At 62.6% G+C, this 22,609-nt stretch carries 24 protein-coding genes and 1 pseudogene; 10 read left to right on the top strand and 15 right to left on the bottom strand.

All coding sequences use genetic code 11. The features are described from left to right. The first annotated feature begins 171 nt into the window (after positions 1 to 171). Positions 172 to 837 (top strand): TetR/AcrR family transcriptional regulator, encoded by a 666-nt coding sequence (locus tag CWR53_RS21385; RefSeq protein ID WP_100852693.1) that lies wholly within the window; start codon positions 172 to 174, stop codon positions 835 to 837. A gap of 37 nt (positions 838 to 874) precedes the next feature. Then, positions 875 to 1,732 carry a sulfurtransferase gene (locus CWR53_RS21380; RefSeq protein WP_058602887.1) on the top strand — a complete coding sequence of 286 codons (858 nt, stop codon included), beginning with the start codon at positions 875 to 877 and terminating at the stop codon, positions 1,730 to 1,732. Here CWR53_RS21380 and CWR53_RS21375 read toward each other — a convergent pair. The 6 genes from CWR53_RS21375 to CWR53_RS21350 form a co-directional block, all read right to left on the bottom strand. Beyond that, a complete protein-coding gene (locus tag CWR53_RS21375; protein ID WP_100852442.1) occupies positions 1,726 to 2,733 on the bottom strand; it encodes a hydrolase in 1,008 nt (335 codons plus the stop codon). The two genes, CWR53_RS21380 and CWR53_RS21375, sit on opposite strands and share 7 nt — an antisense overlap. An 87-nt stretch (positions 2,734 to 2,820) precedes the next feature. Next, positions 2,821 to 4,221 (bottom strand): pitrilysin family protein, encoded by a 1,401-nt coding sequence (locus CWR53_RS21370; protein WP_100852441.1) that lies wholly within the window; start codon positions 4,219 to 4,221, stop codon positions 2,821 to 2,823. Further along, complete coding sequence (locus CWR53_RS21365) at positions 4,218 to 5,561, bottom strand: pitrilysin family protein (RefSeq protein WP_100852440.1); 1,344 nt, start codon at positions 5,559 to 5,561, stop codon at positions 4,218 to 4,220. Before CWR53_RS21365 ends, CWR53_RS21370 begins: the two co-directional genes overlap by 4 nt. A 70-nt stretch (positions 5,562 to 5,631) precedes the next feature. Further along, positions 5,632 to 6,234, bottom strand: coding sequence for a 16S rRNA (guanine(966)-N(2))-methyltransferase RsmD (rsmD, locus tag CWR53_RS21360; RefSeq protein ID WP_058602891.1), 603 nt, complete (start codon positions 6,232 to 6,234; stop codon positions 5,632 to 5,634). Then, on the bottom strand, positions 6,234 to 7,724 hold the full coding sequence (locus CWR53_RS21355) for a pitrilysin family protein (protein WP_100852439.1): 1,491 nt from the start codon (positions 7,722 to 7,724) through the stop codon (positions 6,234 to 6,236). The genes rsmD and CWR53_RS21355 overlap by 1 nt, the downstream gene beginning before the upstream one ends. After that, a complete protein-coding gene (locus CWR53_RS21350) occupies positions 7,717 to 9,072 on the bottom strand; it encodes a pitrilysin family protein (RefSeq protein WP_100852438.1) in 1,356 nt (451 codons plus the stop codon). The genes CWR53_RS21355 and CWR53_RS21350 overlap by 8 nt, the downstream gene beginning before the upstream one ends. A gap of 230 nt (positions 9,073 to 9,302) precedes the next feature. Here CWR53_RS21350 and ftsY point away from each other — a divergent pair, with 230 nt between their 5' ends. From ftsY to rpoH, 4 genes are all read left to right on the top strand, one after another. Then, entirely contained in the window at positions 9,303 to 10,796 is a 1,494-nt protein-coding gene (gene ftsY, locus CWR53_RS21340) for a signal recognition particle-docking protein FtsY (RefSeq protein ID WP_058602894.1), read from the top strand. A gap of 2 nt (positions 10,797 to 10,798) precedes the next feature. After that, positions 10,799 to 11,470 (top strand): cell division ATP-binding protein FtsE, encoded by a 672-nt coding sequence (gene ftsE, locus CWR53_RS21335; RefSeq protein ID WP_023532835.1) that lies wholly within the window; start codon positions 10,799 to 10,801, stop codon positions 11,468 to 11,470. Next, complete coding sequence (gene ftsX, locus CWR53_RS21330; RefSeq protein ID WP_058602895.1) at positions 11,467 to 12,495, top strand: permease-like cell division protein FtsX; 1,029 nt, start codon at positions 11,467 to 11,469, stop codon at positions 12,493 to 12,495. The genes ftsE and ftsX overlap by 4 nt, the downstream gene beginning before the upstream one ends. Positions 12,496 to 12,607: 112 nt before the next feature. Beyond that, complete coding sequence (rpoH, locus tag CWR53_RS21325; protein WP_100852437.1) at positions 12,608 to 13,462, top strand: RNA polymerase sigma factor RpoH; 855 nt, start codon at positions 12,608 to 12,610, stop codon at positions 13,460 to 13,462. Between the two features lie 82 nt (positions 13,463 to 13,544). On the opposite strand, the gene mtgA is transcribed toward rpoH, so the two are convergent. Next, on the bottom strand, positions 13,545 to 14,255 hold the full coding sequence (mtgA, locus tag CWR53_RS21320; RefSeq protein ID WP_100852436.1) for a monofunctional biosynthetic peptidoglycan transglycosylase: 711 nt from the start codon (positions 14,253 to 14,255) through the stop codon (positions 13,545 to 13,547). Positions 14,256 to 14,318: 63 nt separating this feature from the next. On the opposite strand from mtgA, the gene CWR53_RS21315 reads away from it, so the two are divergent. The 4 genes from CWR53_RS21315 to trmB all read left to right on the top strand — a co-directional run bounded on the left by CWR53_RS21315 (position 14,319) and on the right by trmB (position 16,573). Continuing rightward, the gene (locus CWR53_RS21315; protein WP_027913492.1) at positions 14,319 to 14,690 is read left to right on the top strand and encodes a DUF423 domain-containing protein; all 372 of its coding nucleotides are present in this window, start codon (positions 14,319 to 14,321) and stop codon (positions 14,688 to 14,690) included. 102 nt (positions 14,691 to 14,792) lie between these two features. Further along, positions 14,793 to 14,993, top strand: a complete 201-nt coding sequence (gene thiS / locus CWR53_RS21310) for a sulfur carrier protein ThiS (protein WP_058603078.1) — start codon at positions 14,793 to 14,795, stop codon at positions 14,991 to 14,993. Between the two features lie 53 nt (positions 14,994 to 15,046). Further along, entirely contained in the window at positions 15,047 to 15,841 is a 795-nt protein-coding gene (locus CWR53_RS21305) for a thiazole synthase (protein ID WP_058602897.1), read from the top strand. Between the two features lie 9 nt (positions 15,842 to 15,850). Next, entirely contained in the window at positions 15,851 to 16,573 is a 723-nt protein-coding gene (gene trmB / locus CWR53_RS21300; RefSeq protein WP_058602898.1) for a tRNA (guanosine(46)-N7)-methyltransferase TrmB, read from the top strand. Between the two features lie 186 nt (positions 16,574 to 16,759). Here trmB and CWR53_RS21295 read toward each other — a convergent pair whose 3' ends face one another. From CWR53_RS21295 to proC, 8 genes and pseudogenes are all read right to left on the bottom strand, one after another. Then, positions 16,760 to 17,086, bottom strand: a complete 327-nt coding sequence (locus CWR53_RS21295; protein WP_023532330.1) for a DUF3392 domain-containing protein — start codon at positions 17,084 to 17,086, stop codon at positions 16,760 to 16,762. Between the two features lie 9 nt (positions 17,087 to 17,095). Further along, positions 17,096 to 18,232 (bottom strand): annotated as a pseudogene (gene hemW, locus CWR53_RS21290) (radical SAM family heme chaperone HemW); the annotation flags it as partial. A 35-nt stretch (positions 18,233 to 18,267) separates the two neighbouring features. Then, positions 18,268 to 18,864, bottom strand: coding sequence for an RdgB/HAM1 family non-canonical purine NTP pyrophosphatase (rdgB, locus tag CWR53_RS21285; protein WP_100852434.1), 597 nt, complete (start codon positions 18,862 to 18,864; stop codon positions 18,268 to 18,270). Next, a complete protein-coding gene (locus CWR53_RS21280) occupies positions 18,861 to 19,295 on the bottom strand; it encodes a DUF4426 domain-containing protein (RefSeq protein ID WP_078479279.1) in 435 nt (144 codons plus the stop codon). The genes rdgB and CWR53_RS21280 overlap by 4 nt, the downstream gene beginning before the upstream one ends. Before the next feature lie 18 nt (positions 19,296 to 19,313). Further along, positions 19,314 to 19,934, bottom strand: a complete 621-nt coding sequence (gene metW, locus CWR53_RS21275; RefSeq protein WP_058602902.1) for a methionine biosynthesis protein MetW — start codon at positions 19,932 to 19,934, stop codon at positions 19,314 to 19,316. 7 nt (positions 19,935 to 19,941) lie between these two features. Continuing rightward, a complete protein-coding gene (locus tag CWR53_RS21270; RefSeq protein ID WP_058602903.1) occupies positions 19,942 to 21,081 on the bottom strand; it encodes a homoserine O-acetyltransferase in 1,140 nt (379 codons plus the stop codon). Positions 21,082 to 21,169: 88 nt separating this feature from the next. Next, positions 21,170 to 21,760 (bottom strand): YggT family protein, encoded by a 591-nt coding sequence (locus CWR53_RS21265; RefSeq protein WP_058602904.1) that lies wholly within the window; start codon positions 21,758 to 21,760, stop codon positions 21,170 to 21,172. 10 nt (positions 21,761 to 21,770) lie between these two features. Continuing rightward, positions 21,771 to 22,589: a pyrroline-5-carboxylate reductase gene (gene proC, locus CWR53_RS21260; protein WP_100852433.1), complete on the bottom strand. Its 819-nt coding sequence runs from the start codon at positions 22,587 to 22,589 to the stop codon at positions 21,771 to 21,773. Between the last annotated feature and the right edge of the window lie 20 nt (positions 22,590 to 22,609).

The raw sequence follows: 22,609 nt of genomic DNA, 5'->3' as shown, positions 1-22,609 counted from the left end.
GAGTCGGATGGTAGCGCAGCGACTGCGCCCGGCCAAGTCATGCGGCCGGCCAAGGCACTATACTTTGGGCCAGCCGATGGTGCGAGGGCGCAGCGCTTGGGTACCGTGCAACACCTTGGCAATACCTCGTACCATGGCGGTTTTCACTGCTCCGTAGACAGGAAGCTGGACATGGCCCGGCCCATCAAGACCCGCGAGAGAATCGTCCAGAGCAGCCTTGAGCTGTTCAATCAGTCGGGCGAGCGCAGCGTCAGCACCAACCATATCGCGGCGCACCTGGGCATCTCGCCCGGCAATCTGTATTACCACTTCCCCAACAAGCAGGCGATTATTGCGGTTTTGTTCGGCCAGTACGAAGCGCACGTAGACAGCTTTCTGCGCCCGCCGCAGGGGCGCCCGCTGGCGGTGCAGGACAAGCGGTTCTACCTGCAGGCACTGCTGGCTGCGATGTGGAACTACCGTTTCCTGCACCGCGACCTGGAGCATCTACTGGGTAGCGATGCTGAGCTGGCAGCCCGTTATCGGCGCTTCTCCGCACGCTGCATGCGTCAGGGCAAGGCCATTTACCGCGGTTTCGTCGAGGCGGGTATCCTGGCGATGAACGCCGCGCAGCAGGAGTCGCTGACCATCAACGCCTGGATCGTGCTCACCTCATGGGTGCGCTTTCTCAGCACGACCCGGGAGCATGCAGCGCACCTGGGTGAAGAAGCGTTCAAGCGGGGCGTGTATCAGGTGCTGGCCCTTGAGCTGGGATTCGTCACCGAGCCTGCGCGCAAAGCGGTGCAAGCCTTGTGCAGCGAGTTTCACGTACCGTTCATTCAGGCGCTTGAGCACTAGCGCCAGGGCCTGGGATTACATCGATCAGGAGATTGTCATGTCACTTGCGCAGTTGATCACCCCGCAGCAGTTGGCTGAGCGGCTGGATTCACCAAACCTTGTCATTCTCGACTGTCGCTTCGCCCTTGAGGATGTGGATTACGGTCAGCGCAGTTACGCCCTGGGTCATATCGAAGGGGCGCACTTTGCCGACCTTGAACGAGACTTCAGCGGCTCGGTCAGCAAGGGAGTGACAGGGCGTCACCCGCTGCCCGATCCAGAAAAGCTGGTAGCCCGCCTGCGCGAATGGGGCGTGGATAACGAGAGCGAAGTGGTGCTGTACGACGACGGTACCGGCGCCTATGCCGCGCGAGGCTGGTGGCTGCTGGCCTGGCTGGGCAAACGCAGTGGTGTTGCCCTGCTGGACGGCGGCCTGACCGCCTGGCACGCCGCGCACCTGCCATTGAGCCTGGATCCCCCAGTCCGGCGCGAAGGCAACTTCAGCGGCCAGCCCGATGATGCGATGTTGATCGATGCCGATGGCCTGGATCAGCGCCTGGGCAGCGCAGACCTGACCCTGCTGGATGCGCGCGCATTGCCACGTTTCCGTGGCGACATGGAACCCATCGACCCAGTGGCAGGGCATATCCCTGGAGCACGCTGCGCCGCTTTCACCGAAAACCTTGGCAGCGATGGCCGTTTTCTGCCGCCCGAGCAACTCAGACAACGTTTCGAGCAGCAACTGCAGGGGCGTGCGCCTGAGCAACTGGTTGCGTACTGTGGTTCGGGGGTAACGGCGTGTCATAACCTGTTCGCGTTGGCGTTGGCAGGCTACCCGCTCGGCAAACTGTATGCAGGCTCATGGAGTGAATGGATCACCCGCCCTGAGCATGCAGTGGCAACGGGCGATCAGTAAGCCGTCCTCTGCATACCTTCGCGCAACCACTGCGGAATCCGGCGCTCCAGGTAATAGCCCGGTTTTCGCAGGCTGCCGTCGACGAACCCGACATGGCCGCCATGGGCATGCAACTCCAGCTCGGTCTCTGGGGCCAGCTCGTTTGCCGTTGGTAAGCTCAGGGGCGAGACGAAGGGGTCGTCGCTGGCCTGGATGATCAGGGTCCGAGTACGGTTCTGGCCCAGGTAGAAGCCACTTGAAGCGCGGCGATAATAGTCGTGCACATTCTGGAAACCGTTCAGCGGTGCAGTGACCTTGGCGTCGAAATCCCAGAACGTGCGCAAGCCGCGCAGTGGCCCGAGCTGCTCCAGCTTTGCCAGACGTTCTGGGTGGCCCTGGTCTTTGAACAAGCGCTGCTTGATCTGCACGTAGGCCAGCATCTCGCGCATGAAATGCGCCTGATACACCTTTGAAAATCCAAGGCCGATACGATCGGCACACTGGTCCAGGCGAAAAGGCACGGAGACGGCTACTGCTGCCTGCAACTGGCTGTCGTCGCCCTGTTCGCCCAGGTATTTGAGCAGGACATTGCCTCCCAAGGAGTAGCCGACCGCGGACAGGGGGGCCAGAGGCCTTTTGGCACGCAAGTGGCTGATGATTTCAGCCAGATCCTCGCTGGCGCCAGAGTGGTAGCTGCGCGGCAGCAGGTTCGGCTCCCCAGAACAGCCCCGCCAGTTCGCTGCGACGCTGGCCCAGCCCTGTGAGTGCAGCGCCTGTTGCAGGCCTTTGACATAGGGTGAGCCCGATGACCCCGTCAACCCATGAAGCACTAGCACCAGCGGCGCATGGGGCTGGTGCGGGCCATGCCAGTCGAGGTCGATGAAATCCCCGTCCGCCAGCCAGATGCGTTCGCGGTCGCGTTGCAGCGCTGGGATTTTGCGCCAGAGGGGCCCCCACAATGTTTGCAGGTGGGGGTTGGAAAGGCCTTTGGCAGGATGAAACAGGGCGCTGGAACTTGGCATGCTGGGCCACTCGTGATGTGCCCGGCTAGAGTGCCATGAAACAGCGCCTGTATCAGCTTTCACTGACTCGCCTCACCCCGTGCTCGTCTATCGCTGAGCTAGCTCCGGCGTAGGCAAGGGGGACTGCTCGGCATCGGGGCCGAAGGTGACGAATACCCGAGGTGCGTTGCGCCACCACACCTGCGCCACTTCGCGAAGATGGGCAGGGGTCAGTGAAGCAAGCCTGTCCAGATGGGTGGTCAGGTAATCGGCGGGCAGGCCCTGATGACTGTGCGTGGCCAGTGTCGCTGCCAGCTCTGCGCTGTCGGCCATTTCGCGATGCAGCCGAGCAGCGATCTGGTTGACGGCCATATCGCACTCCACCTGCGTTGGTCCAAATTCATGGAGGCAATCCAGCATGCCTGCGACCAGGGCATGTGAAGCTTCCCGGTATTGCGGGGCGACGTCCCAGTGTACGTGCAACAGTGTTCCCGCATCCGAGTGCCTCAGTTTTGTGGTGACCGTGTACGTCAGCCCTCGCACATGGCGCAGTTCCTGAGGTAAGCGCGCCTCGTAGTTGCCGCCAAGAATTTCGGTCAGCAACTCCAGTGCAGCATAGACCGGGTTGCTGGGTAGCACGGGGACGGCCAGGGTCAGCATTGCCTGAATTGCACTGCCAGGGTGCGCAATGTGGCGTGACAGCGCCGACTGCTCAGTCAGCATGGACGGTGGCTGTGCCGCCCACTGCCGTGGCAAATCACCTATCAGGTCATTGACCAGTTGCTCCGCATCGTCTCGGCTTAGGTCGCCAACCAGTCCTATAACGAGGTTACTGGCCGAGTAAGCCTTTGCATGAAAGGCCCGCACTTGGTCAGTGGTCAAGGGGCCGATGATCGCTGCATCGGCGTGCGAAGCGTACGGATGACCGCTGAATATATGAGCGGTGGTCGTATTGATCAGGCGTGCCAACGGATTGAGTTTTTGCCGGCCTTGGTCGAGCGCTATTCGATCACGTATCACCGCAACGTCCTCTGCGCGAAACGCTGGGCGGGCCAACATTTGCGCCAGCGCTTGCGAAACAGCTCGCAGCAAGCCGGGTGTGTTCAGGCACCTTAGCGTAATCGTGGCATATTCCTCGCTCAACGAGCGCCCCACGATGGCGCCCCTTGCAGCCATATGCTCGGCAAACTGCGCCGCACTAAGGGTTTGTGTGCCCTGATCAAGGCTGTAGAGGGTCAGCGCGGCCAGCCCTGGATGATCGCCATCAAGTGCGCTACCTGCCCGGAATCGCAGCACTAGATCAATCATGGGGCGATCATGCGCAGCCATGAAAGTGACCTTTGTACCTTCCGCTGTCTCCCACCGCTCAGCCGTGGCCAGCAGTGCGGGGGGCTGGTCAAGTTCGACATTCTGGGTCGAGGTCAGCCTTGCCATCGCTTGCCGAGCAGTATCGATGGCAGGTCCCTGGCACAGCACTGGTGCTGGTTGGCGTATCTGATCGTCGGTCATGCTTGCGCTCCTGGTAGAAGAGAGGTGGTGGTCAGCCGCTCACGCCCAAGATAAGTGCGCGCTACCTGCTGCACCTGGGCGCTGTCGATGATCGAGATCAGGCGCGCATGTTCGTCGATCAGGGTTGCTGGCTGCCCTGTCGCGGCCATGGCGCCGATTTGCGAGGCTTGGGCCGTTGCGCTGTCGAGAGAGAACAGTTGGCGGGCGAGCATTCGCAGTTTTATTCGCTGCAACTGTTCAGCAGGCAAGGCTTCAGTTTGCAGGCGTACTATTTGCTCGTAGATAGCTTCAGTAGCGTGTTCCAGGCTGGCATTAAGCGTGTTTACGTAGGCTTTGAAGGTGATGACGGTGTCGCCACGTACAAGGGGGTCATAGGTTGCGGCAGCGCCTGTCAGCAGGCCCCGTTTCCTGACAAGTTCGGCATACAGCCAAGCGCTAGAGCCCTCGCCTAGCAATTCACAAATCAGCTCAAGGGTTTTGCTCGTGAGCGCATCGCTGGCTGTGGCACAGCTGGGGACGTTAAAGGACATCAGCAGGCCATGGCTAAGCCCCGGCAAGCTGACGGCCTGGCTGCGTTCCGCCATCGGCATGTCTGAGCGGGGAAAAGGCGAGTCTGCCAGCTGGCCGCGCTCCACGTGCGCGAAGTACATTTCGACCTGCTGTTTCAACGTTTCCAGTTCTACGTTGCCCACCACGACGAGCGTGGCGTTGTCAGGCCGGTAATGGGTGGTGTACCACTGCCGCAGGGTTGGAAGGTCGATGTTCTCTAGATCCATCGCCGAGCCGAAGCTTGGGGTCGCATACGGACTGCTGCCGTGAGCCAAGGCCAGGTGACGGTCGTAAGCTTGCTGGAGGGGCTGGGCGTCCACCTTCAGACGTCGTTCGTCAGCGATTGCCTTGGCGCCTCGTGCCAACTCGGGCAACCCGAATGTGGCTGTGTCCATGGCATCTGCCAACAGTTCGAGCGCAACGGGCAGGCGCGATGCAGGCAGCAGCATGTCGAAAGAGGTGGCGTCGAGGTGAGTACTGGCACTGGCCTTTCCTGCAAGGCGGGCAACGACCTTGGCGTACTGTCCAGGCTCAAGCTTGCGGCTGCCTTCGAAGATGACGTGTTCGAGCAAGTGCGAGAGGTTGGTCTGCCCTGCCGGCTCATGACGGGTACCGACGTTGTACCAGAGCTGGACGGCGGCAAGGGCATTTCGGCTTTGCTGCCTCAGGTAGACGGACAGGCCGTTTTCAAGCGTGAAATGCTGGAGAGGGGAAGGGCTGGCGCTTGCAAGAGAGGCAAGCGCCGCCGAGACATCATCGGCCAGTGAAGGCGCAGAGAGTGATACGGTCATGCTGAGGTGCTCGGGTGGCTAGAGACCCGAGCAGCATCAGTCAATGCAAGACCTGGCCTGCGCTATATAACTAGCCCCGTTGCCACAGCGCATAGTGCACCTGTCCGGTTTTTTTCTCCCGGTGCAGGCGCCAGTTGGCAGGCAACTGCAAGGTCGATGGAGCCGCTTCGCTCTCGGTGTATACCCATGCTTGCTCGCTCAGCCACTGGTGCTGTTCAAGCAGATTGCAGGTGTCTGCCAGCAACTGTTGATGGAAGGGTGGATCAAGGAACACCAGGTCGAACTGCTTTTTTGCAGGGCCTTGCAGATAACGCAAGGCATCGGTCTGCAGGATCTGCCCCCGTGGGCAGCGCAGGAGCTCGAGGTTGTTCTTGAGGTTGGCGATGGCCGCAGGGTTGCTGTCCAGCGCCACGGCGTCCTCGGCCCCGCGCGATAGGGCCTCCAGCACCAATGCTCCGCTGCCGGTGAAGGCATCGAGCACGTGCGCGCCCTCGATGTAAGGTGCCAGCCAGTTGAAAACCGTCTCGCGTACCCGGTCAGGCGTAGGGCGCAAGCCCTCACCGTCGGGCACGGCCAGGCGACGGCTGCGCCATTGGCCCGCGATGATGCGCAGGTGGCCCTGGCCCTTGCTCTGGCCCGGTTGCTGGCGGGCGGGAGGGTTGGATCTTGGCATTAGTGCTCCGGTACCCCGAGCGGTTGCCCGGAGGGTTTATCAGTGGGGGCTGGCAGTGGCTTCTGCGGCACCTTCGGGCCAACCGTGACGATGACCAGCTTGTCGGCAGACAGGTGCTTGTTCATGGCGTCTTTAACCTGTTCGACGGTCAGGGCCTGGGACTGCTGCATGAAGTCTTCCAGCCAGCTCAATGGCAGGTTGTAGAAGCCGATGGCGCCCAGTTGCCCGACGATGCTGGCATTGCTGGCATTGGAGAGCGGGAAGCTTCCGGCCAGCTCGCGCTTGGCATCGTCCAGTTCTTGCTGGGTAGGACCGCTGCGCAGGTAGTCGGCCAGAATACCCTGAACCAGCTTCAATGTCCCATCGCTGAGCTCGGCGCGGGTTTGCAGGTTGATCATGAACGGGCCGCGCACTTGCATTGGGCTGAAGGCCGAATAGACCCCGTAGGTCAGGCCGCGCTTTTCCCGCACCTCGCTCATCAGCCGCGTCCCGAACGCGCCGCCCCCGAGGATCTGATTGCCCAGTGACAGGGCTGGCCAATCCTTGTCCTGGCGATCGATACCCAGCTCTGCGAGCATCAGGTGGGTCTGCTGAGACGGAAACTCGATGTGGGTGAAGCCTGCCTTGGGCTCCGTCGGTTGGGCTGGAGCAGGCAAGGCCGGGCCTTTGGGCAGGCCGGCTGAAACCTGCGCGGCAATTGCCTCGGCTTCGCTGCGGTTCAGGTCACCCACGAGTGCGATGACGGCATTGCCAGGCGTGTAGGCCTTGGCGTGAAACGCTCGCAACTGCTCCAGGGTAATGCCAGTGATGCTTTGCGGTGTTCCATCGCTGGGATGCGCATAAGGGTGTTCGCCGTACAGGTTGGCGAACAGCGTCTTGCCTGCAAGCTTGCCGGGGTTCTGCTTGTCGTATTCGAAGCCGGCCAGCATCTGGTTCTTGAGCCGTTTGAGCGCATCCTCCGGGAAGGTGGGCTTGCCTGTGACTTCGGTAAACAGCTTCAAGGCCGGGTCGCGCTTGTCCTTGGCACTGAGGCTACGTAGCGAGGCGACGGCCATGTCGCGGTACGAGCCGTTACCGAAATCTGCGCCCAGGCCCTCGAAGCCCTGGGCGATGGCCGTCACATCCTTGCCCTGTACGCCTTCGTTGAGCATGGCGTTGGTCAGCGCCGCCAGGCCTGGTGTGTCACCGTCCTGGCTGCTGCCGGCAGCGAAGGTCACGCGCAGGTCGAACATCGGAAGCTCGCGGGCCTCGACGAACAGCACCCGCGCGCCTTCAGCCGTGTTCCAGTGCTGGATGTTCAACTGGCGGGTGGTGGGCGCCTTGCCGTCAAGCTCGGCCAGGGACTGTAGAGTGTTGGCCTGCCGGGCTTGTGCATTGCCAGCCTTGGCAGCGTCCTGGGCCAGTGCCGGTACGGCCAGCGCAGCCGTCAATGCCCAGGTACAGATACCTGTAGCCAGCCAGTGGGGGCGGTGCAAGCGACGGTCACTCATGAGCGGACTCCTCGGGCAGAACATGGGCAACGCTCAGGCGTTCGCGGGTGAAATAGGTACGGGCAGCTTGCTGGATGTCCTGAGGGGTAACGCGCTTGAGTTCGTCCAGCTCGCTGTCGATCAGCTTCCAGGACAGCCCGACGGTTTCCAGCTGGCCTATGGTGGTTGCCTGACTGCTGATTGAGTCGCGGTCATACACCAGCCCGGCGATGACCTGGGCGCGCACGCGCTCGAGCTCTTCTGCCGCGGGCGGAGTAGTCTTGAGTTCATCCAGCAGTTGCCAGATGCCCTTTTCCACGTCTGCCAGGGTTTTTTGCTTCTGCACGTTGGGTGTGGCTGAAATCAGGAACAGGCTGTCGCCGCGCGTGAAGGCGTTGTAGCTGGACGAGGCGCCGGCCACCAGTTCCTGCCCGCGCTCCAGTCGTGCGGGCATGCGTGCGCTGTAGCCGCCGTCGAGCAAGGCCGAGATCAGACGTAAGGCATGCACCGTGCGAGGGTCCTTGGCCGTGGGCAGGCCGGGTACGTTGAAGCCGTAGATCAGGCTTGGCAGCTGGGTGCGCACGTGCAGGGTCAACTGACGCTGGCCGGGCTCAGCCAGCTCCAGCGGCAGCTTGGCCGCAGGTGTGTCCCGGCGAGGGATAGCGCCGAAGTACTTCTGGGCCAGGCCCTTGACTTCCTCGGCGGTGACATCGCCCACCACCACAAGCGTGGCGTTGTTGGGCGCATACCACGAGGTGTACCAGTGGCGCAGCTCCTCGACCTTCATGCGCTCCAGGTCGGCCATCCAGCCGATGGTCGGGGTGTGGTAGCCACTGGCTGGGTAGGCCATGGCCCGAAACAGCTCGAACGCCTTGGCATTGGGCTGGTCATCGGTGCGCAGGCGGCGCTCTTCCTTGATGACCTCGATTTCACGGCTGAACTCGTCGGCTGGCAGACGCAGGCTGGCCAGCCGATCAGCCTCCAGCTCGAAGGCAACCGGCAAGCGATCACGCGCCAGCACTTGGTAGTAGGCGGTGTAGTCGTCGCTGGTGAACGCGTTCTCTTCGGCGCCCAGGTCCCGCAGGATACGCGAGGCTTCGCCGGGGCCGACCTTGGCACTGCCCTTGAACATCATGTGCTCGAGCGCATGGGAAAGGCCGGTCTGGCCAGGCGTCTCGTAGCTGGAGCCGACCTTGTACCAGATTTGCGAGACCACCACTGGCGCGCGATGGTCTTCGCGCACGACCACTTTGAGGCCGTTATCCAGGATGAATTCGTGGGTGGGTTGCACATCGGCGGCGAAGGCCGCAAGCGGGAGGCACAGCGTGCCGAGCAACAGGCCAGCGGCGCGGCGGGCTAGAGCATTCATACGGTGTTTAACCTGTTCGGCGGCCCGCTGGGTTTAGCGTCGGCAGGCCAGGAGGTGCTAGGATACTGATCCGGTTGCCTGGCGACCATGCCTGTCGCCGTTCTGGCCTGCAGGACATCAAGACAAAACGTTGCGCATGAACCAGCCGGCTTCTAGATAGTCTGTTCTGCGTAGAAAGAATTCCTGATGCGCCCTAGCGGGCCATCGCTACCCTGAGATAGCCGTCTTCCATGTTTGGTTCCAACGACGACAAAAAAGCGCCGGCCGAGGCTGGCGAGAAGAAAGGCCTGTTCGGCTGGTTCCGCAAGAAGCCGCAGCCACCTGCGCAAGCGGACGTGCCGGCGGAAAAATCCCCAGCTGTCGAAGCGCCCGCACCAGCTGATCCCGAGCGAGCGGAGGTGCCTGCGCCGCTGGACGAGCACGCCGCTGCGGCCCCGGTCGTTGCGCCGCGTGCGGAGCCTACACTCTCTGCTCCCGTGACGCCTGAGCCCTTGCCCGAGGTCGCCGTGCCCGAGGCACCGGCGCCGGTTGTCGACCCTGCACCGCACGTGCCCGCGCCTGTACAGGCGATTGTGCCTGAAGCCGAAATCCCTGCCCCCGTGAGCAATCTGGTGCTGCCGGTTGCAGAAGAACCCGTGGCGCTTGTGCCCGATCTGCAAGCCAAGGCGCCACCGGTCATTCCGGATCGCCCGGCGCCTGCGCCAGCAGTCCAGCCCATTGCAGAGCCGCCCAAGGTCGATCCGCACGTCGAGGCCGAGGCTGCCCCGCCCGTCGAGGCCACCCAGGCCGAGCCTGTGAAAGCAGGCTTTTTCGCCCGCCTCAAGCAGGGGTTGTCGAAAACCAGCGCCAGCATTGGCGAAGGCATGGCCAGCCTGTTCCTAGGCAAGAAAGTCATCGACGACGACTTGCTCGACGAGATCGAGACTCGCCTGCTGACCGCCGACGTCGGGGTGGAGGCCACGTCCACCATCGTTCAGAACCTGACGCAGAAGGTGGCTCGCAAGCAGCTGGCCGACGCCGATGCGCTGTACAAGTCCTTGCAGGAAGAGCTGGCCGCGTTGCTCAGGCCTGTCGAGCAGCCGCTGGTCGTGGCGGCGCAGAACAAGCCTTATGTGATCCTGGTGGTAGGCGTCAATGGCGCCGGCAAGACCACCACCATCGGCAAGCTGGCCAAGAAGCTGCAAATGGAAGGCAAGAAAGTGATGCTCGCTGCAGGCGACACCTTCCGGGCCGCGGCGGTCGAGCAATTGCAGGTGTGGGGTGAGCGTAACCGCATCCCGGTGATCGCGCAGCACACCGGCGCCGACTCCGCTTCGGTGATCTTCGACGCGGTGCAGGCAGCCAAGGCCAGGGGCGTGGATGTGCTGATCGCCGATACCGCCGGGCGCCTGCACACCAAAGACAACCTGATGGAGGAGCTGAAGAAGGTCCGTCGCGTCATCGGCAAGCTCGATCCCGATGCACCGCACGAAGTGCTGCTGGTGCTCGACGCCGGTACTGGCCAGAACGCCATCAGCCAGGCCAAGTATTTCCACCAGAGCGTGGAGCTGACCGGCCTTGCGCTCACCAAGCTCGACGGTACCGCCAAGGGGGGTGTCATCTTCGCCCTGGCCAAGCAATTCAAGCTGCCTATCCGGTTCATCGGTGTGGGTGAAGGGATCGATGACCTGCGCACCTTCGAGGCCGAGCCGTTCGTCAAGGCCCTGTTCGCCGAGCGAGACTGACCATGATTCGATTCGAACAGGTTGCCAAGCGCTACCCCAACGGCCACGTGGGGCTGCACGAGCTGAGTTTCCGGGCGCGTCGGGGCGAATTCCTGTTCGTCACCGGGCACTCGGGCGCAGGTAAAAGTACGCTGCTGCGCCTGCTGCTGGCCATGGAGCGTCCTACCAGCGGCAAACTGATGCTGGCCGGGCAGGACCTGGGCCAGATCAGCAATTCGCAGATCCCGTTTCTGCGCCGCCAGATAGGCGTGGTGTTCCAGAACCACCAGTTGCTGTTCGACCGCACGGTCTTCAACAACATTGCCTTGCCCCTGCAGATACTGGGCCTGTCCAAGGCCGAGATCGCCAAGCGCGTGGACTCGGCGCTGGAGCGGGTGTCTCTGGTCGACAAAGGCGAGCTGTACCCTGCCGACCTGTCGACCGGCCAGCAGCAGCGCGTGGGTATCGCCCGCGCCATCGTGCACCAGCCAGCCCTGCTGCTGGCTGACGAGCCAACGGGTAACCTGGACCCGCGCCTGGCTGCGGAAATCATGGGGGTGTTCGAGGACATCAACCGATTGGGTACAACGGTGCTGATCGCCAGCCACGACCTGGCCCTGATCGCGCGCATGCGTCACCGCATGCTCACCTTGCAGCGCGGGCGTCTGATCGGCGACGGGGAGGCCGGACAATGAGTACGACACGATCACCGAAGGTCTCCGAGCGCGTCGCGCCTAAACCTGCCGACCCACAGCCTGCGAAGAAACGTGGCGCAGGCTCCGACGACGACGGCCCGGACCTGCGATCGCTCATGCATGCCTGGCTCGAGAGCCATCGCGCCAGCCTGGCGGATAGCTTACGGCGACTGGGCAAGCAGCCCATTGGCAGCTTCTTCACGTGCATGGTGATGGCCGTGGCGCTGAGCATGCCCATGGGGCTGTCGTTGCTGCTCAAGAACATCGAGCAGTTGGGTGGGTCCTGGCAGCGCGCCGCGCAGATATCCCTGTACCTCAAGCTCGATGCCAGCAGCCGTGACGGCGAGGCGTTGCGCGATGAAATCAAGGGCATGCCTGGCGTAGCAGAGGCGCAGTATGTCAGTCGCGAGCAGGCGCTGCAGGAGTTCCAGCAGCAATCGGGCCTGGGCGAGGCACTGCGTGAGTTGCCCGACAACCCACTGCCCGGCGTGGTCGTGGTGACCCCGACCGAAGTCGACAAGCCGGCCTTGGAAGCGTTGCGTCAGCGCCTATCGGAGTTGCCGCGCGTCGATGTAGCGCAGCTGGACCTGGTGTGGGTCGAGCGGCTGGCGGCCATCCTCAAGCTTGGGGACCGGTTCGTTTTCGGGCTGGCCGTCATGCTCATTTCTGCGCTGCTTTTAGTAATTGGCAACACAATTCGTCTACATATCGAGAACCGCCGTGTCGAGATCGAAGTGATCAAGCTGGTGGGGGGCACCGATGCTTACGTACGCCGGCCTTTCCTGTACATGGGGGCCTTGTACGGCCTGGGCGCGGGCCTGTTGGCCTGGGCCATCCTGGCGTTTGGCCTAGGGTGGCTGAACGAGGCCGTGGTGAGCCTGTCCGGTCTGTATGGCAGCGATTTCGCCTTGGGTGGCGTACCTGCCTCCGATGGTCTGTCGCTCTTGATCGGAGCGGTGCTGTTGGGGTATATCGGTGCATGGATTGCAGTCGCCCGCCACTTGAACGAGCTGGCGCCGCGATAGTTTTTATTGGCCAGCATTGGCCTGGGCGTGCCCGTTGGAACTTGTATCTGGGCCCCAGGTCTATGTAGGCAGCGCCTGAAAAGCGCGAGTTCAGTAAGTCGGAGGTTCTTGAATGACCACATCGTTGCAACCTGCGTATGCCCTGATCCCCGGTGCAAACCTGGAGTCCTACGTGCATACGGTCAACAGCATCCCGCTGCTGACTGTCGAGCAGGAGCGTGATCTGGCTGAGCGTCTCTATTACGAGCAGGACCTCGAAGCTGCTCGGCAGATGGTAATGGCCCACCTGCGGTTCGTCGTGCATATCGCCCGCAGCTATGCCGGTTATGGGCTGGCCCAGGCCGACCTGATCCAGGAAGGCAACGTTGGCCTGATGAAGGCCGTCAAGCGCTTCAACCCCGAAATGGGCGTGCGCCTGGTGTCGTTCGCCGTGCACTGGATCAAGGCCGAGATTCACGAGTTCATCCTGCGCAACTGGCGGATCGTCAAGGTGGCGACCACCAAGGCCCAGCGCAAGCTGTTCTTCAACCTGCGCAGCCAGAAAAAGCGTCTGGCCTGGTTGAATAACGACGAAGTGCATCGGGTTGCCGAAAGCCTGGGGGTCGAGCCTCGTGAAGTCCGCGAGATGGAAAGCCGTCTGAGCGGTCACGACATGGCGTTCGATCCGGCAGCCGAAGCCGATGACGACAGTGCCTTCCAGTCGCCTGCGCATTACCTGGAAGACCACCGTTACGACCCGGCGGTACAGCTTGAAGATGCAGACTGGAGCGACAACTCCACCAGCAACCTTCATGAGGCCTTGCAGGGTCTGGATGACCGTAGCCGGGATATTCTGTACCAGCGCTGGTTGGCCGAAGAGAAAGCTACCCTGCATGAGCTGGCCGAGAAATACAGCGTGTCGGCCGAGCGTATTCGCCAGTTGGAGAAGAACGCGATGAACAAGGTCAAGGCCTTGATCGCAGCCTGATCGTTCTCTGTTCGACAAGAAAGCCGCTGTCCCGCAAGGAAACAGCGGCTTTTTCATGTCTGCCCTGTACGCGGTGCCAGGCTCAGGGCTTGCGTGATGTGTCCAATTGCATCAAGTAGCTTGGCCCACCCAGCTGGCTCATCTGGCGGCGAATCCAGCCAGCACGGCTGGCCACGTAGGTGCTTGGCTTGCCAGCACTCCACTTGAGAGGGCTGGGCAGCACCGCGGCCAGTTGCGCGGCTTGTTGCCGGCTGAGTTGACTGGCCTCCACACCAAAGTGGTGGCGAGCGGCTGCCTGGGCGCCGAACACACCCTGGCCCCACTCGGCACTGTTCAGGTAGACCTCAAGAATGCGCTGCTTGGTCCAGAACAGCTCGATCAAGCCGGTGAACCATGCTTCCAGCCCCTTGCGCAGCCAGCTGCGCCCCGGCCACAGGAACAGATTCTTGGCCACCTGTTGGGTCAGGGTGCTGGCCCCGCGCACGCTACCGCCACGCTCGTTGAAAGCCAGGGCTGCCTGGATGGCGGGTATGTCGAACCCCCAATGGCTGGCGAACTTCTGGTCTTCGCCAGCGATGACCGCCACCTTGAGGTCATCGGAGATATGGTCCCAACCCACCCATTCGCGCTGCAGGTCAATCGGTTCGCCGCTCACCCACGATTGCACCTTGCGCTCGAGCATCAACGCCGTACCGGGCGGGGGCACCCAGCGAAACACCAGAACCAGCACGATACTGACGGCAGCAAACCAGAGCAGGGCGCGCAGAAGACGTCGGAGAAGGTTTCGCAGCATAGGGTGGCTTGGCCGGACGTTTGGGAAGGGCCATTATACAGACCCGATTCGAGGAGTCGTCTCATGCTTCGCAGCTTCCTGATGCTTGCCGCTTTTTTCGGCTTTACCGGCGTGGCCCTGGGCGCCTTTGCAGCCCACGGCCTGAAAAATCGACTCAGCGCTGACTACCTGGCTATCTTCCACACCGGTGTCACCTACCAACTGGTTCACGCGCTGGCGCTGTTTGGCGTGGCATTGCTGGCGGTGCATCTGCCTGGCCGGCTGGTGGGTTGGGCTGGTTATCTGTTCGTGCTGGGTATCGTGCTGTTCTCCGGCAGCCTGTACCTGCTGACGCTGACCGGCATCAGCAAGCTGGGCATGATCACGCCCATCGGTGGCCTGTGCTTCCTGGCAGGGTGGCTTTGTCTTGGGCTCGCCGCGTGGCGACTGGGCTGACTGCCCAGTCCACATTAACGACTAATGGCGTGCGGTGGCCTTGGGTTGCGCGGCCTTTCGGCGCTAGAATGCGGGCCCCAAAGAACAATGGTGGCCGTGAGCATGCGTATCCAACTGAACGGTGAACCCTACGAATTGCCTGCTGGCGAAAGCGTCGCCGGGCTACTGGCACGCCTTGAGCTGGCTGGCCGCCGCGTGGCGGTGGAGCTGAATCAGGACATCGTGCCGCGCAGTCAGCATGTCACCACCGCGCTGAGCGATGGCGACCAGGTCGAAGTGGTGCACGCCATCGGTGGCGGCTGACCGCTGTCGGCAACCCAACCGCAGGCCCAGCAACCTTTTCCCGAGGAACAACGATGAGCAACGTTCGCAGCGACAAGCCCTTCACCCTGGCCGGGCGTACCTTCCAGTCGCGCCTGCTGGTAGGCACCGGCAAGTACCGTGACATGGAGCAAACCCGCCAGGCCATCGAGGCCTCGGGTGCCGAGATCGTGACTGTCGCGGTGCGCCGCACGAACATTGGTCAGAACCCGGGCGAGCCGAACCTGCTGGACGTACTGCCACCGGACCGCTACACCATTCTGCCCAATACTGCCGGCTGCTATGACGCCGTCGAAGCGGTGCGTACCTGCCGCCTGGCCCGGGAGCTGCTCGATGGGCATAACCTGGTCAAGCTGGAAGTGCTGGCCGACCAGAAAACCCTGTTCCCCAACGTAATCGAAACCCTCAAGGCCGCCGAGGTGCTCGTCAAGGATGGCTTCGACGTGATGGTCTACACCAGCGACGACCCGATCATCGCCCGCCAACTGGCCGAATCCGGCTGTATCGCCGTCATGCCCCTGGCTGGCCTGATCGGTACGGGGCTTGGCATCTGCAACCCCTACAACCTGCAGATCATCCTCGAAGAATCCAAAGTACCGGTGCTGGTGGATGCTGGGGTAGGCACTGCCTCCGACGCCACCATCGCCATGGAAATGGGCTGCGAGGCGGTGCTGATGAACTCGGCCATCGCCCATGCCCAGCAACCGGTATTGATGGCCGAGGCCATGAAGCACGCCATCGTGGCGGGTCGCATGGCGTACCTGGCCGGCCGCATGCCCAAGAAACTCTATGCCAGCGCCTCTTCGCCGCTGGATGGTCTGATCAAGTAAGAGCCCCTGATGACTGATTCGCAAGATCTGCCGAACGCCGCCGACGGCGACGCCCGCCCACACCGCCGCATCAAGAGCTTCGTGATGCGTGCCGGGCGCATGACCGAAGGCCAGCAGCGCGGCCTGGACCAGGGTGGGCCGCTGTACATCCTGCCGCTGGCGGACAGTCCGGTCGACTACGACCAGGTCTTCGGCCGCTCGGCACCGCGCACGCTGGAAATCGGCTTCGGCATGGGTCATTCCCTGCTGGAAATGGCCGCCGCTGCGCCTGAGCAGGACTTCATCGGTGTCGAGGTCCATCGCCCAGGCGTAGGGGCGCTGCTCAATGGCGTGCTCACCCAAGGGCTGACCAACCTGCGGGTATACGATTGCGATGCCATCGAGGTATTGAACCGTTGCGTGGCCGACGACAGCCTTGACCGCCTGATGCTGTTCTTCCCTGACCCTTGGCACAAGGCGCGCCACCACAAGCGCCGCATCGTCCAGCTGGCGTTCGCCGAGTTGGTACGGCGCAAGCTCAAGCCCGGCGGCGTGTTCCACATGGCCACGGATTGGGAACCCTATGCCGAGTACATGCTGGAAGTGATGAATGCAGCCCCTGGCTATCGCAATCAAGCAGCGGACGGTACCTACGTGCCGCGCCCGACCGAGCGGCCGATCACCAAGTTCGAACGCCGCGGCGAGCGCTTGGGCCATGGTGTCTGGGACCTGAAATTCGAAAAGACCGCGTGACCCCCTAAGCCGGACGCTGTGCGGATGGACAAAAAGCTGCCTTGCAAGCGCTATTATTTGGGGCCACGGCGCGGCCCCAGCGATCTTGATGAACAGCATCATTCTGCAAGGTCGGTTTTTGAGTGCCGACAACCACGGGGGCTAACGCCAGGGCGTTACGTAAAAGGCGCCTGGACTGCTACAGCTTCAGCCGCGACGATCCGCCACCACGCCGATCAGCGCCAGGACCACCAGCAGCACAGGTGCCAACGCGTAGTTGTTGAACTGGCTCAGCCCCTTCAAAACCCAGGGTGTGGCGTAGATCAAGGCCGCGCCGCTGCCGATCATCACCAGCAATGCCATCAGCGGCACCCGCAGGGCCCCTGTCAGCCCGCCCAGGCGCTGCTCGGCCCAGGCCTTGATGTCCGTCCCGAACAGCACCAGCAGACAGCCTACCAACGCCAGAGAAATCTCCGACAAGTTGCTACGGCTCCAGCGGGAAATCGTCGCGAGCAGGTCGAGTACCAGATCCATGGGTCATCCTTAGGTCAAGAAATACTGCAGCAAGTCATTGAGGAACAGTTGGCCCCTGGGCGTTGCCACCAGTCGATCCGGTTCGACCTGCAAAAGCCCTCTTTGTTCTGCCAGGCGACGAGCTTGGGCGAGCCGTGCGAGCGGCAATCCGGTGCGGTCGGTGAACAGCTGCGCTTCCACACCCTGGGTCAGGCGCAGCGCGTTCATCAGGAACTCGAAGGGCAGCTCGTCCTCGGGCAACGGTTTTTCGCCGGCCTTGAACGGTTTGGCCAGGTTCAGGTAGTCCTTGGGCAACCGGGTTTTCCAGGTGCGTACGATACGGCCGTCCGCATAGGTGAGCTTGCCATGGGCCCCGGCACCAATGCCGATGAAGTCTCCGAAGCGCCAGTAGTTGAGGTTGTGGCGGGCAGCGCGCTCGGGCTGAGCGTAGGCAGACACCTCGTACTGGCCGAACCCGTTGGCCGCCATCAGGCCCTGGCCGGCTTCCTGGATGTCCCAGAGGATATCGTCCTCGGGCAGCTCGGGCGGCTGGTTCCAGAATACGGTGTTGGGCTCTACCGTCAGTTGATACCAGGACAGGTGCGTGGGCCCGAGCTCGATTGCCTGACGCAGATCGCCCAGGGCGTCGTCCATCGACTGGTCGGGCAAGCCATGCATCAGGTCCATGTTGAAGTTGTCGAAGCCTGCGGCCCTTGCCATGCCAGCAGCGCGGATCGCCTCCTCGCCGTTGTGGATGCGGCCCAGCGCTTGCAGCTTGGCGGGTTGGAAACTCTGCACGCCAATGGACAGGCGGTTGATGCCGGTCTGGCGATAGGCCTTGAACTTGTCCTGTTCGAACGTTCCCGGGTTGGCTTCCAGGGTGATCTCAATGTCCGAAGCGAATGGGATGCGTTGCTCGACGCCGCGCAGCAACCGGCCCAGGGCATCGGCACTGAACAGGCTTGGTGTGCCACCACCGAAGAAGATCGAGGTGATGACGCGGCCTTGGACTGCGGCCAGTTCCTGGTCAAGGTCGGTCAGCAGCGCCGCAACGTAGGCCGCTTCGGGCAACTCAGGCCCTGCGGCATGGGAATTGAAGTCGCAGTAGGGGCATTTACGCACGCACCACGGGATGTGGATGTACAACGCCAACGGCGGCAACTGGCTGATGCCCGGTGCCTGGATGAGCGACGACGTCAGGGTCATGCCAGGCCCAGACGTTGACGCAGCAGTGCCATGGCGCGGGCACGGTGGCTAATCTGGTTCTTGTCAGTCGGGGTCAGGTCGGCGCTTGAGCAATCACGTTCTGGCACCCAGAACAGTGGGTCGTAGCCAAACCCGTGTTCGCCGCTTGCCTTGAGCAGGATGCGACCGTGCCACAGGCCTTCGCACAGGATTGGCAACGGATCATCGGCGTGCCGTACCAGCGCCAATACACAGACGAACTGCGCACCGCGCTCGGCCTCGGGTACGTGCTTCAGCGCGTCGAGCAACTTGGCGTTATTGGCGGCATCGCCCTGGCCGTCGGCATAACGCGCCGAGTAGATGCCAGGTGCACCTCCCAGGTAATCCACGGCCAGACCGGAATCGTCCGCCAAGGCGGGCAGCCCGGAAATGCGCGCGGCATTGCGGGCTTTCAAGATGGCGTTCTCGACGAACGAGAGGCCGGTTTCTTCCGGCTCGACCTGGCTGAATTCGCCAATCGATCGCAATTGCACGGATTGACCGAGCATCGCCTGCAGTTCCTTGAGTTTGCCGGCGTTATGGCTGGCCAATACGAGTTGCTGGAAATTCATCATTCGCCTGGGAAAACGTCCTGGTTGAAGCTGAAGGAGTGACTGACACCACCGGCTTGGACACCTAGCTCGAAGACGACGGTCTCAGGGTGTTCGATCTTGAATTGGGCGACGTAAGACGCGGTGCCGTGGTCGGTGACCTGCTTGAAGGCCAGGGGCTGCTTGCGCCCGGTCAGGTCCTTGACCGCGCCGCTGACCACGGCCGTGATGGGTTTGCCGGCTCTGAGTACAGTGAGGCTGAGCACGCCCTGGTGACGGCTACGGACCAGGCCTGTGGCCGCTGCGACCTGCGGGGTGAGCATGCTTGAGGTAAACGCGCCGTAGTGCACCGTGATATCGCCAAATACCTCTTTGCGAGCAGCGCGTGCAGTATCGGCTGCCAGTGCTGGCATTGCCAGACACAGGCTGATCAAAAGCAGGGCAAGGCGACGCATGGTGCAGATTCTCCTGGGTCAGACTGCGAGTTGATGTGCCTGCAGGCCGGGGCTGCTGACGCGGTAGATACCGATTTCGCCCAGAAGGTTAGGCCACAGCCGGCCGCCCAGACCGTTGCGGTGCATATGATCCACCGCCAGCCGGTCCAGCACTTTGGCCTTGCGCTCGTGGACCAGCTCTTCGAAGTCGGCGAAGGTGCAGAAGTGAATGTTAGGGGTGTTGTACCAGGTGTACGGCATGAAGTCCGAGACGGGCATGCGGCCTTTGGTCGCCAGGTACCACCGGCAGCGCCAGTGACCGAAGTTGGGGAAGGTGATGATGCACTGGCGGCCGACGCGCAGCATTTCGTCCAGGATGCGGTCGGGGTACTCCACCGCCTGCAAGGCCTGGGTCATGATCACCACATCGAAACTGTCGCTGGCGAAATTGCCCAGGCCTTTGTCCAGGTCCTGCTCGATGACGTTCACGCCCTTGGCCACGCAGGCGGCGATATTGTCCCCGTCGATTTCGAGGCCGTAGCCGGTGACCTGCTTGCGGTCGCGCAGCGAAGCCAGCAGCTCGCCGGTACCACAGCCCAGGTCCAGTACCCGGCTGCCGGCGGGAATCCAGTCGTGGATGATTTCCAGATCGGCTCTCATGCTGTCCTCAAAGGGTAATGCGGTTCATGTAGTTCGAGAAACCCTGCATGTAGCGAGGCGTGGGAATCAGGAAGGCATCGTGGCCGTAGGGCGAGTCGATTTCCAGGTAGCAGACGTTCTTGCGCGCCGCCATCAGAGCATCGACGATTTCCCGCGAGCGGGCCGGCGAGAAGCGCCAGTCGGTAGTGAACGACATGATGCAGTAGTTGGCCTTGACATGGGCCAGGGTCGCGGCCAGATCGCCATTGTGCGCCGCCGCCGGGTCGAAGTAGTCCAGTGCTTTGGTCATCAGCAGGTACGTGTTGGCATCAAAGCGCCCGGAGAATTCTTCGCCCTGGTAGCGCAGGTAGCTTTCGACCTGGAACTCCACACTGTGGAAGTCGTAGTTGAGCTTGTCACTCTTGAGCTCGCGACCGAATTTCTCACCCATCGAGTCATCCGACAGGTAGGTGATATGCCCGACCATGCGTGCCAGCATCAAGCCCCGCTTGGGAATCACACCCTGATCCTGGAACGAGCCGCCATGGAACTCGGGGTCGGTGAGAATGGCCTGGCGCGCCACCTCGTTGAACGCGATGTTCTGCGCGGACAGCTTGGGCGCCGAGGCGATATCGATACAGTGGCGCACGCGCTCGGGATAGCTGATGGTCCATTGCAGCGCTTGCATGCCGCCCAGGCTGCCACCCACCACGGCGGCCCACTGCGCGATGCCCAGGCGCTCTGCCAGGCGGACCTGGCTGTGAACCCAGTCTTCGACGGTCAGGATTGGGAAGTCGGCGCCATAGGCCTTGCCAGTGGCCGGGTTGATGCTGCTTGGCCCGGTGCTGCCATTGCAGCCGCCCAGGTTGTTCAGGCTGACCACGAAGAAGCGGTTGGTGTCGATGGGCTTGCCTGGGCCGATGCAGCTGTCCCACCAACCCGGCTTGCGGTCAGTGGCGGCGTGGTAGCCCGCGGCATGGTGGTGCCCAGAGAGGGCATGGCAGATCAGTACCGCATTGCTCGCGCTGGCGTTCAGCGTGCCATAGGTTTCGTAGACCAGCTCGTAGCTGCTCAGCGAACGGCCGCAGGCCAGAGCCAGCGGCTCGTCGAACCGGGCGGTCTGGGGCACGACCAGACCGACGGAATCTTCTGGAAAGACAGTGGACATCGACCCTGCTCACGCTTGACGGAGGCGTAAGTCTAAAGAGCACCACCCCCAGCGGCAAGCGCAGGCTTGTCGCCAGGGTGCTGCCGGGTCAGATCATCCGCCACAGCTCCTGCGGCATGCCAGCGTAGGCAGCCAGTGGTGGCATGACGAACGACTGGATGACCTGAATGGCCAGGAACGCGAAGATCGGCGAAATATCCATGCCCCCCAGGTTTGGCACGATACGGCGGAACGGCGCCAGCACCGGCTCGCTGATCTGATACGCAAGCTCGGCCGCCGGGTTGTGACTGTTCGGCGCTACCCAGGAAACGATCACCATGACGATCATTGCCACCCAGAAGATTTTCAGGAACAGCGAGGTGATGCCGATAATGGCCCACAACAGCAGGTGCAGCACATCACCGAAGGTGCCGTAGGTCACCATCAGCACGAACCCCATCAGCAGGGCCTGGATGAGCACGGCCAGCAGCAGCGATGAGGTATCCAGCCCGGCGATGCTGGGTACGATCCGGCGGATCGGCTTGAGCAGCGGTTGGGTCGCGCGCACCGTGAACTGGCTGAGCGGGTTGTAGAAGTTGGCCTTGACCAGTTGCAGCACAAAGCGCAACAGGACGATCACCAGGTACAGGCTGACCAGTGTTTGCACCACGAAAATCGCGGCGCCGGACAGTGCATTCATTTGAAACTCCTTATTTGCCCAGTTGCTCGGCCAGCTCAGCGGAGCGTGTGGCTGCAGCGTGCAGCGCCTGCTCCACGATGGCCTCGAAACCACTGGCCTGGAACGATTTGATAGCGGCTTCGGTGGTGCCGGCAGGTGATGTCACGCGGCGGCGCAATTCGGCGGCGTCCACATCGCTGGCAACCGCCATGCGGGCGGCGCCCAACGCCGTGTGCAAGGTCAGCTCGGTGGCCGTCTCCCGAGGCAGGCCGAGCTTCTCGCCCGCCGCAGTCATGGCCTCGATCAGCAGGAAGAAATACGCAGGGCCGCTACCGGAGACGGCGGTCACTGCATCCAGTTGCTGCTCCTGTTCGAGCCAGAGCGCCGTCCCTACCGCCGACAACAGTTGCTCGGCCTGCTGGCGTTGCTCGGTCGTGACTTCGGCTGTGGCGTACAGGCCACTGACGCCCTGGCGCAGCAGCGACGGCGTGTTGGGCATGCAGCGCACCACCGGGTGGCTGCCTACCCAGCTCTGCAGGCTGGCGCAGGTGATGCCCGCAGCGATGGACACGATCAGCTGGCCTTCCTTCAGGTCATCGCGCAAGGCCTGGCACACGGTCTTCATCACCTGCGGCTTGACCGCCAGCACGATCACATCGGCGCCTTCGATGGCCTGTGCATTGTGCTCGAAGGTTTCGATGCCCTGTTCGGCCTGGAGGCGGGTACGGGTTTCGGCACCGGGGTCGCTGGCGCGGATGTGCGACGCCTCCACGCCCTGGGCACGCAGACCGCCGATCAGGCTTGCGGCCATGTTGCCGGCGCCGATAAAGGCAATACGTGTCTTGCTCATGTCAGGTCCTTGTTAGGAAA

It is taken from the genome of Pseudomonas sp. SGAir0191, assembly GCF_002812565.2.
GTDB classification, from domain to species: domain Bacteria; phylum Pseudomonadota; class Gammaproteobacteria; order Pseudomonadales; family Pseudomonadaceae; genus Aquipseudomonas; species Aquipseudomonas parafulva_B.
The sequence above is the reverse complement of the archived record's forward strand: the minus strand, read 5'-3'. Positions and strand labels throughout refer to the sequence as shown.

Coding starts and splice junctions, on each gene's coding strand:
- CWR53_RS21385 (WP_100852693.1), top strand. CDS start 172: ATGGCCCGGCCCATCAAGACCCGCGAGAGAATCGTCCAGAGCAGCCTT.
- CWR53_RS21380 (WP_058602887.1), top strand. CDS start 875: ATGTCACTTGCGCAGTTGATCACCCCGCAGCAGTTGGCTGAGCGGCTG.
- CWR53_RS21375 (WP_100852442.1), bottom strand. CDS start 2,733: ATGCCAAGTTCCAGCGCCCTGTTTCATCCTGCCAAAGGCCTTTCCAAC.
- CWR53_RS21370 (WP_100852441.1), bottom strand. CDS start 4,221: ATGACCGACGATCAGATACGCCAACCAGCACCAGTGCTGTGCCAGGGA.
- CWR53_RS21365 (WP_100852440.1), bottom strand. CDS start 5,561: ATGACCGTATCACTCTCTGCGCCTTCACTGGCCGATGATGTCTCGGCG.
- rsmD (WP_058602891.1), bottom strand. CDS start 6,234: ATGCCAAGATCCAACCCTCCCGCCCGCCAGCAACCGGGCCAGAGCAAG.
- CWR53_RS21355 (WP_100852439.1), bottom strand. CDS start 7,724: ATGAGTGACCGTCGCTTGCACCGCCCCCACTGGCTGGCTACAGGTATC.
- CWR53_RS21350 (WP_100852438.1), bottom strand. CDS start 9,072: ATGAATGCTCTAGCCCGCCGCGCCGCTGGCCTGTTGCTCGGCACGCTG.
- ftsY (WP_058602894.1), top strand. CDS start 9,303: ATGTTTGGTTCCAACGACGACAAAAAAGCGCCGGCCGAGGCTGGCGAG.
- ftsE (WP_023532835.1), top strand. CDS start 10,799: ATGATTCGATTCGAACAGGTTGCCAAGCGCTACCCCAACGGCCACGTG.
- ftsX (WP_058602895.1), top strand. CDS start 11,467: ATGAGTACGACACGATCACCGAAGGTCTCCGAGCGCGTCGCGCCTAAA.
- rpoH (WP_100852437.1), top strand. CDS start 12,608: ATGACCACATCGTTGCAACCTGCGTATGCCCTGATCCCCGGTGCAAAC.
- mtgA (WP_100852436.1), bottom strand. CDS start 14,255: ATGCTGCGAAACCTTCTCCGACGTCTTCTGCGCGCCCTGCTCTGGTTT.
- CWR53_RS21315 (WP_027913492.1), top strand. CDS start 14,319: ATGCTTCGCAGCTTCCTGATGCTTGCCGCTTTTTTCGGCTTTACCGGC.
- thiS (WP_058603078.1), top strand. CDS start 14,793: ATGCGTATCCAACTGAACGGTGAACCCTACGAATTGCCTGCTGGCGAA.
- CWR53_RS21305 (WP_058602897.1), top strand. CDS start 15,047: ATGAGCAACGTTCGCAGCGACAAGCCCTTCACCCTGGCCGGGCGTACC.
- trmB (WP_058602898.1), top strand. CDS start 15,851: ATGACTGATTCGCAAGATCTGCCGAACGCCGCCGACGGCGACGCCCGC.
- CWR53_RS21295 (WP_023532330.1), bottom strand. CDS start 17,086: ATGGATCTGGTACTCGACCTGCTCGCGACGATTTCCCGCTGGAGCCGT.
- rdgB (WP_100852434.1), bottom strand. CDS start 18,864: ATGATGAATTTCCAGCAACTCGTATTGGCCAGCCATAACGCCGGCAAA.
- CWR53_RS21280 (WP_078479279.1), bottom strand. CDS start 19,295: ATGCGTCGCCTTGCCCTGCTTTTGATCAGCCTGTGTCTGGCAATGCCA.
- metW (WP_058602902.1), bottom strand. CDS start 19,934: ATGAGAGCCGATCTGGAAATCATCCACGACTGGATTCCCGCCGGCAGC.
- CWR53_RS21270 (WP_058602903.1), bottom strand. CDS start 21,081: ATGTCCACTGTCTTTCCAGAAGATTCCGTCGGTCTGGTCGTGCCCCAG.
- CWR53_RS21265 (WP_058602904.1), bottom strand. CDS start 21,760: ATGAATGCACTGTCCGGCGCCGCGATTTTCGTGGTGCAAACACTGGTC.
- proC (WP_100852433.1), bottom strand. CDS start 22,589: ATGAGCAAGACACGTATTGCCTTTATCGGCGCCGGCAACATGGCCGCA.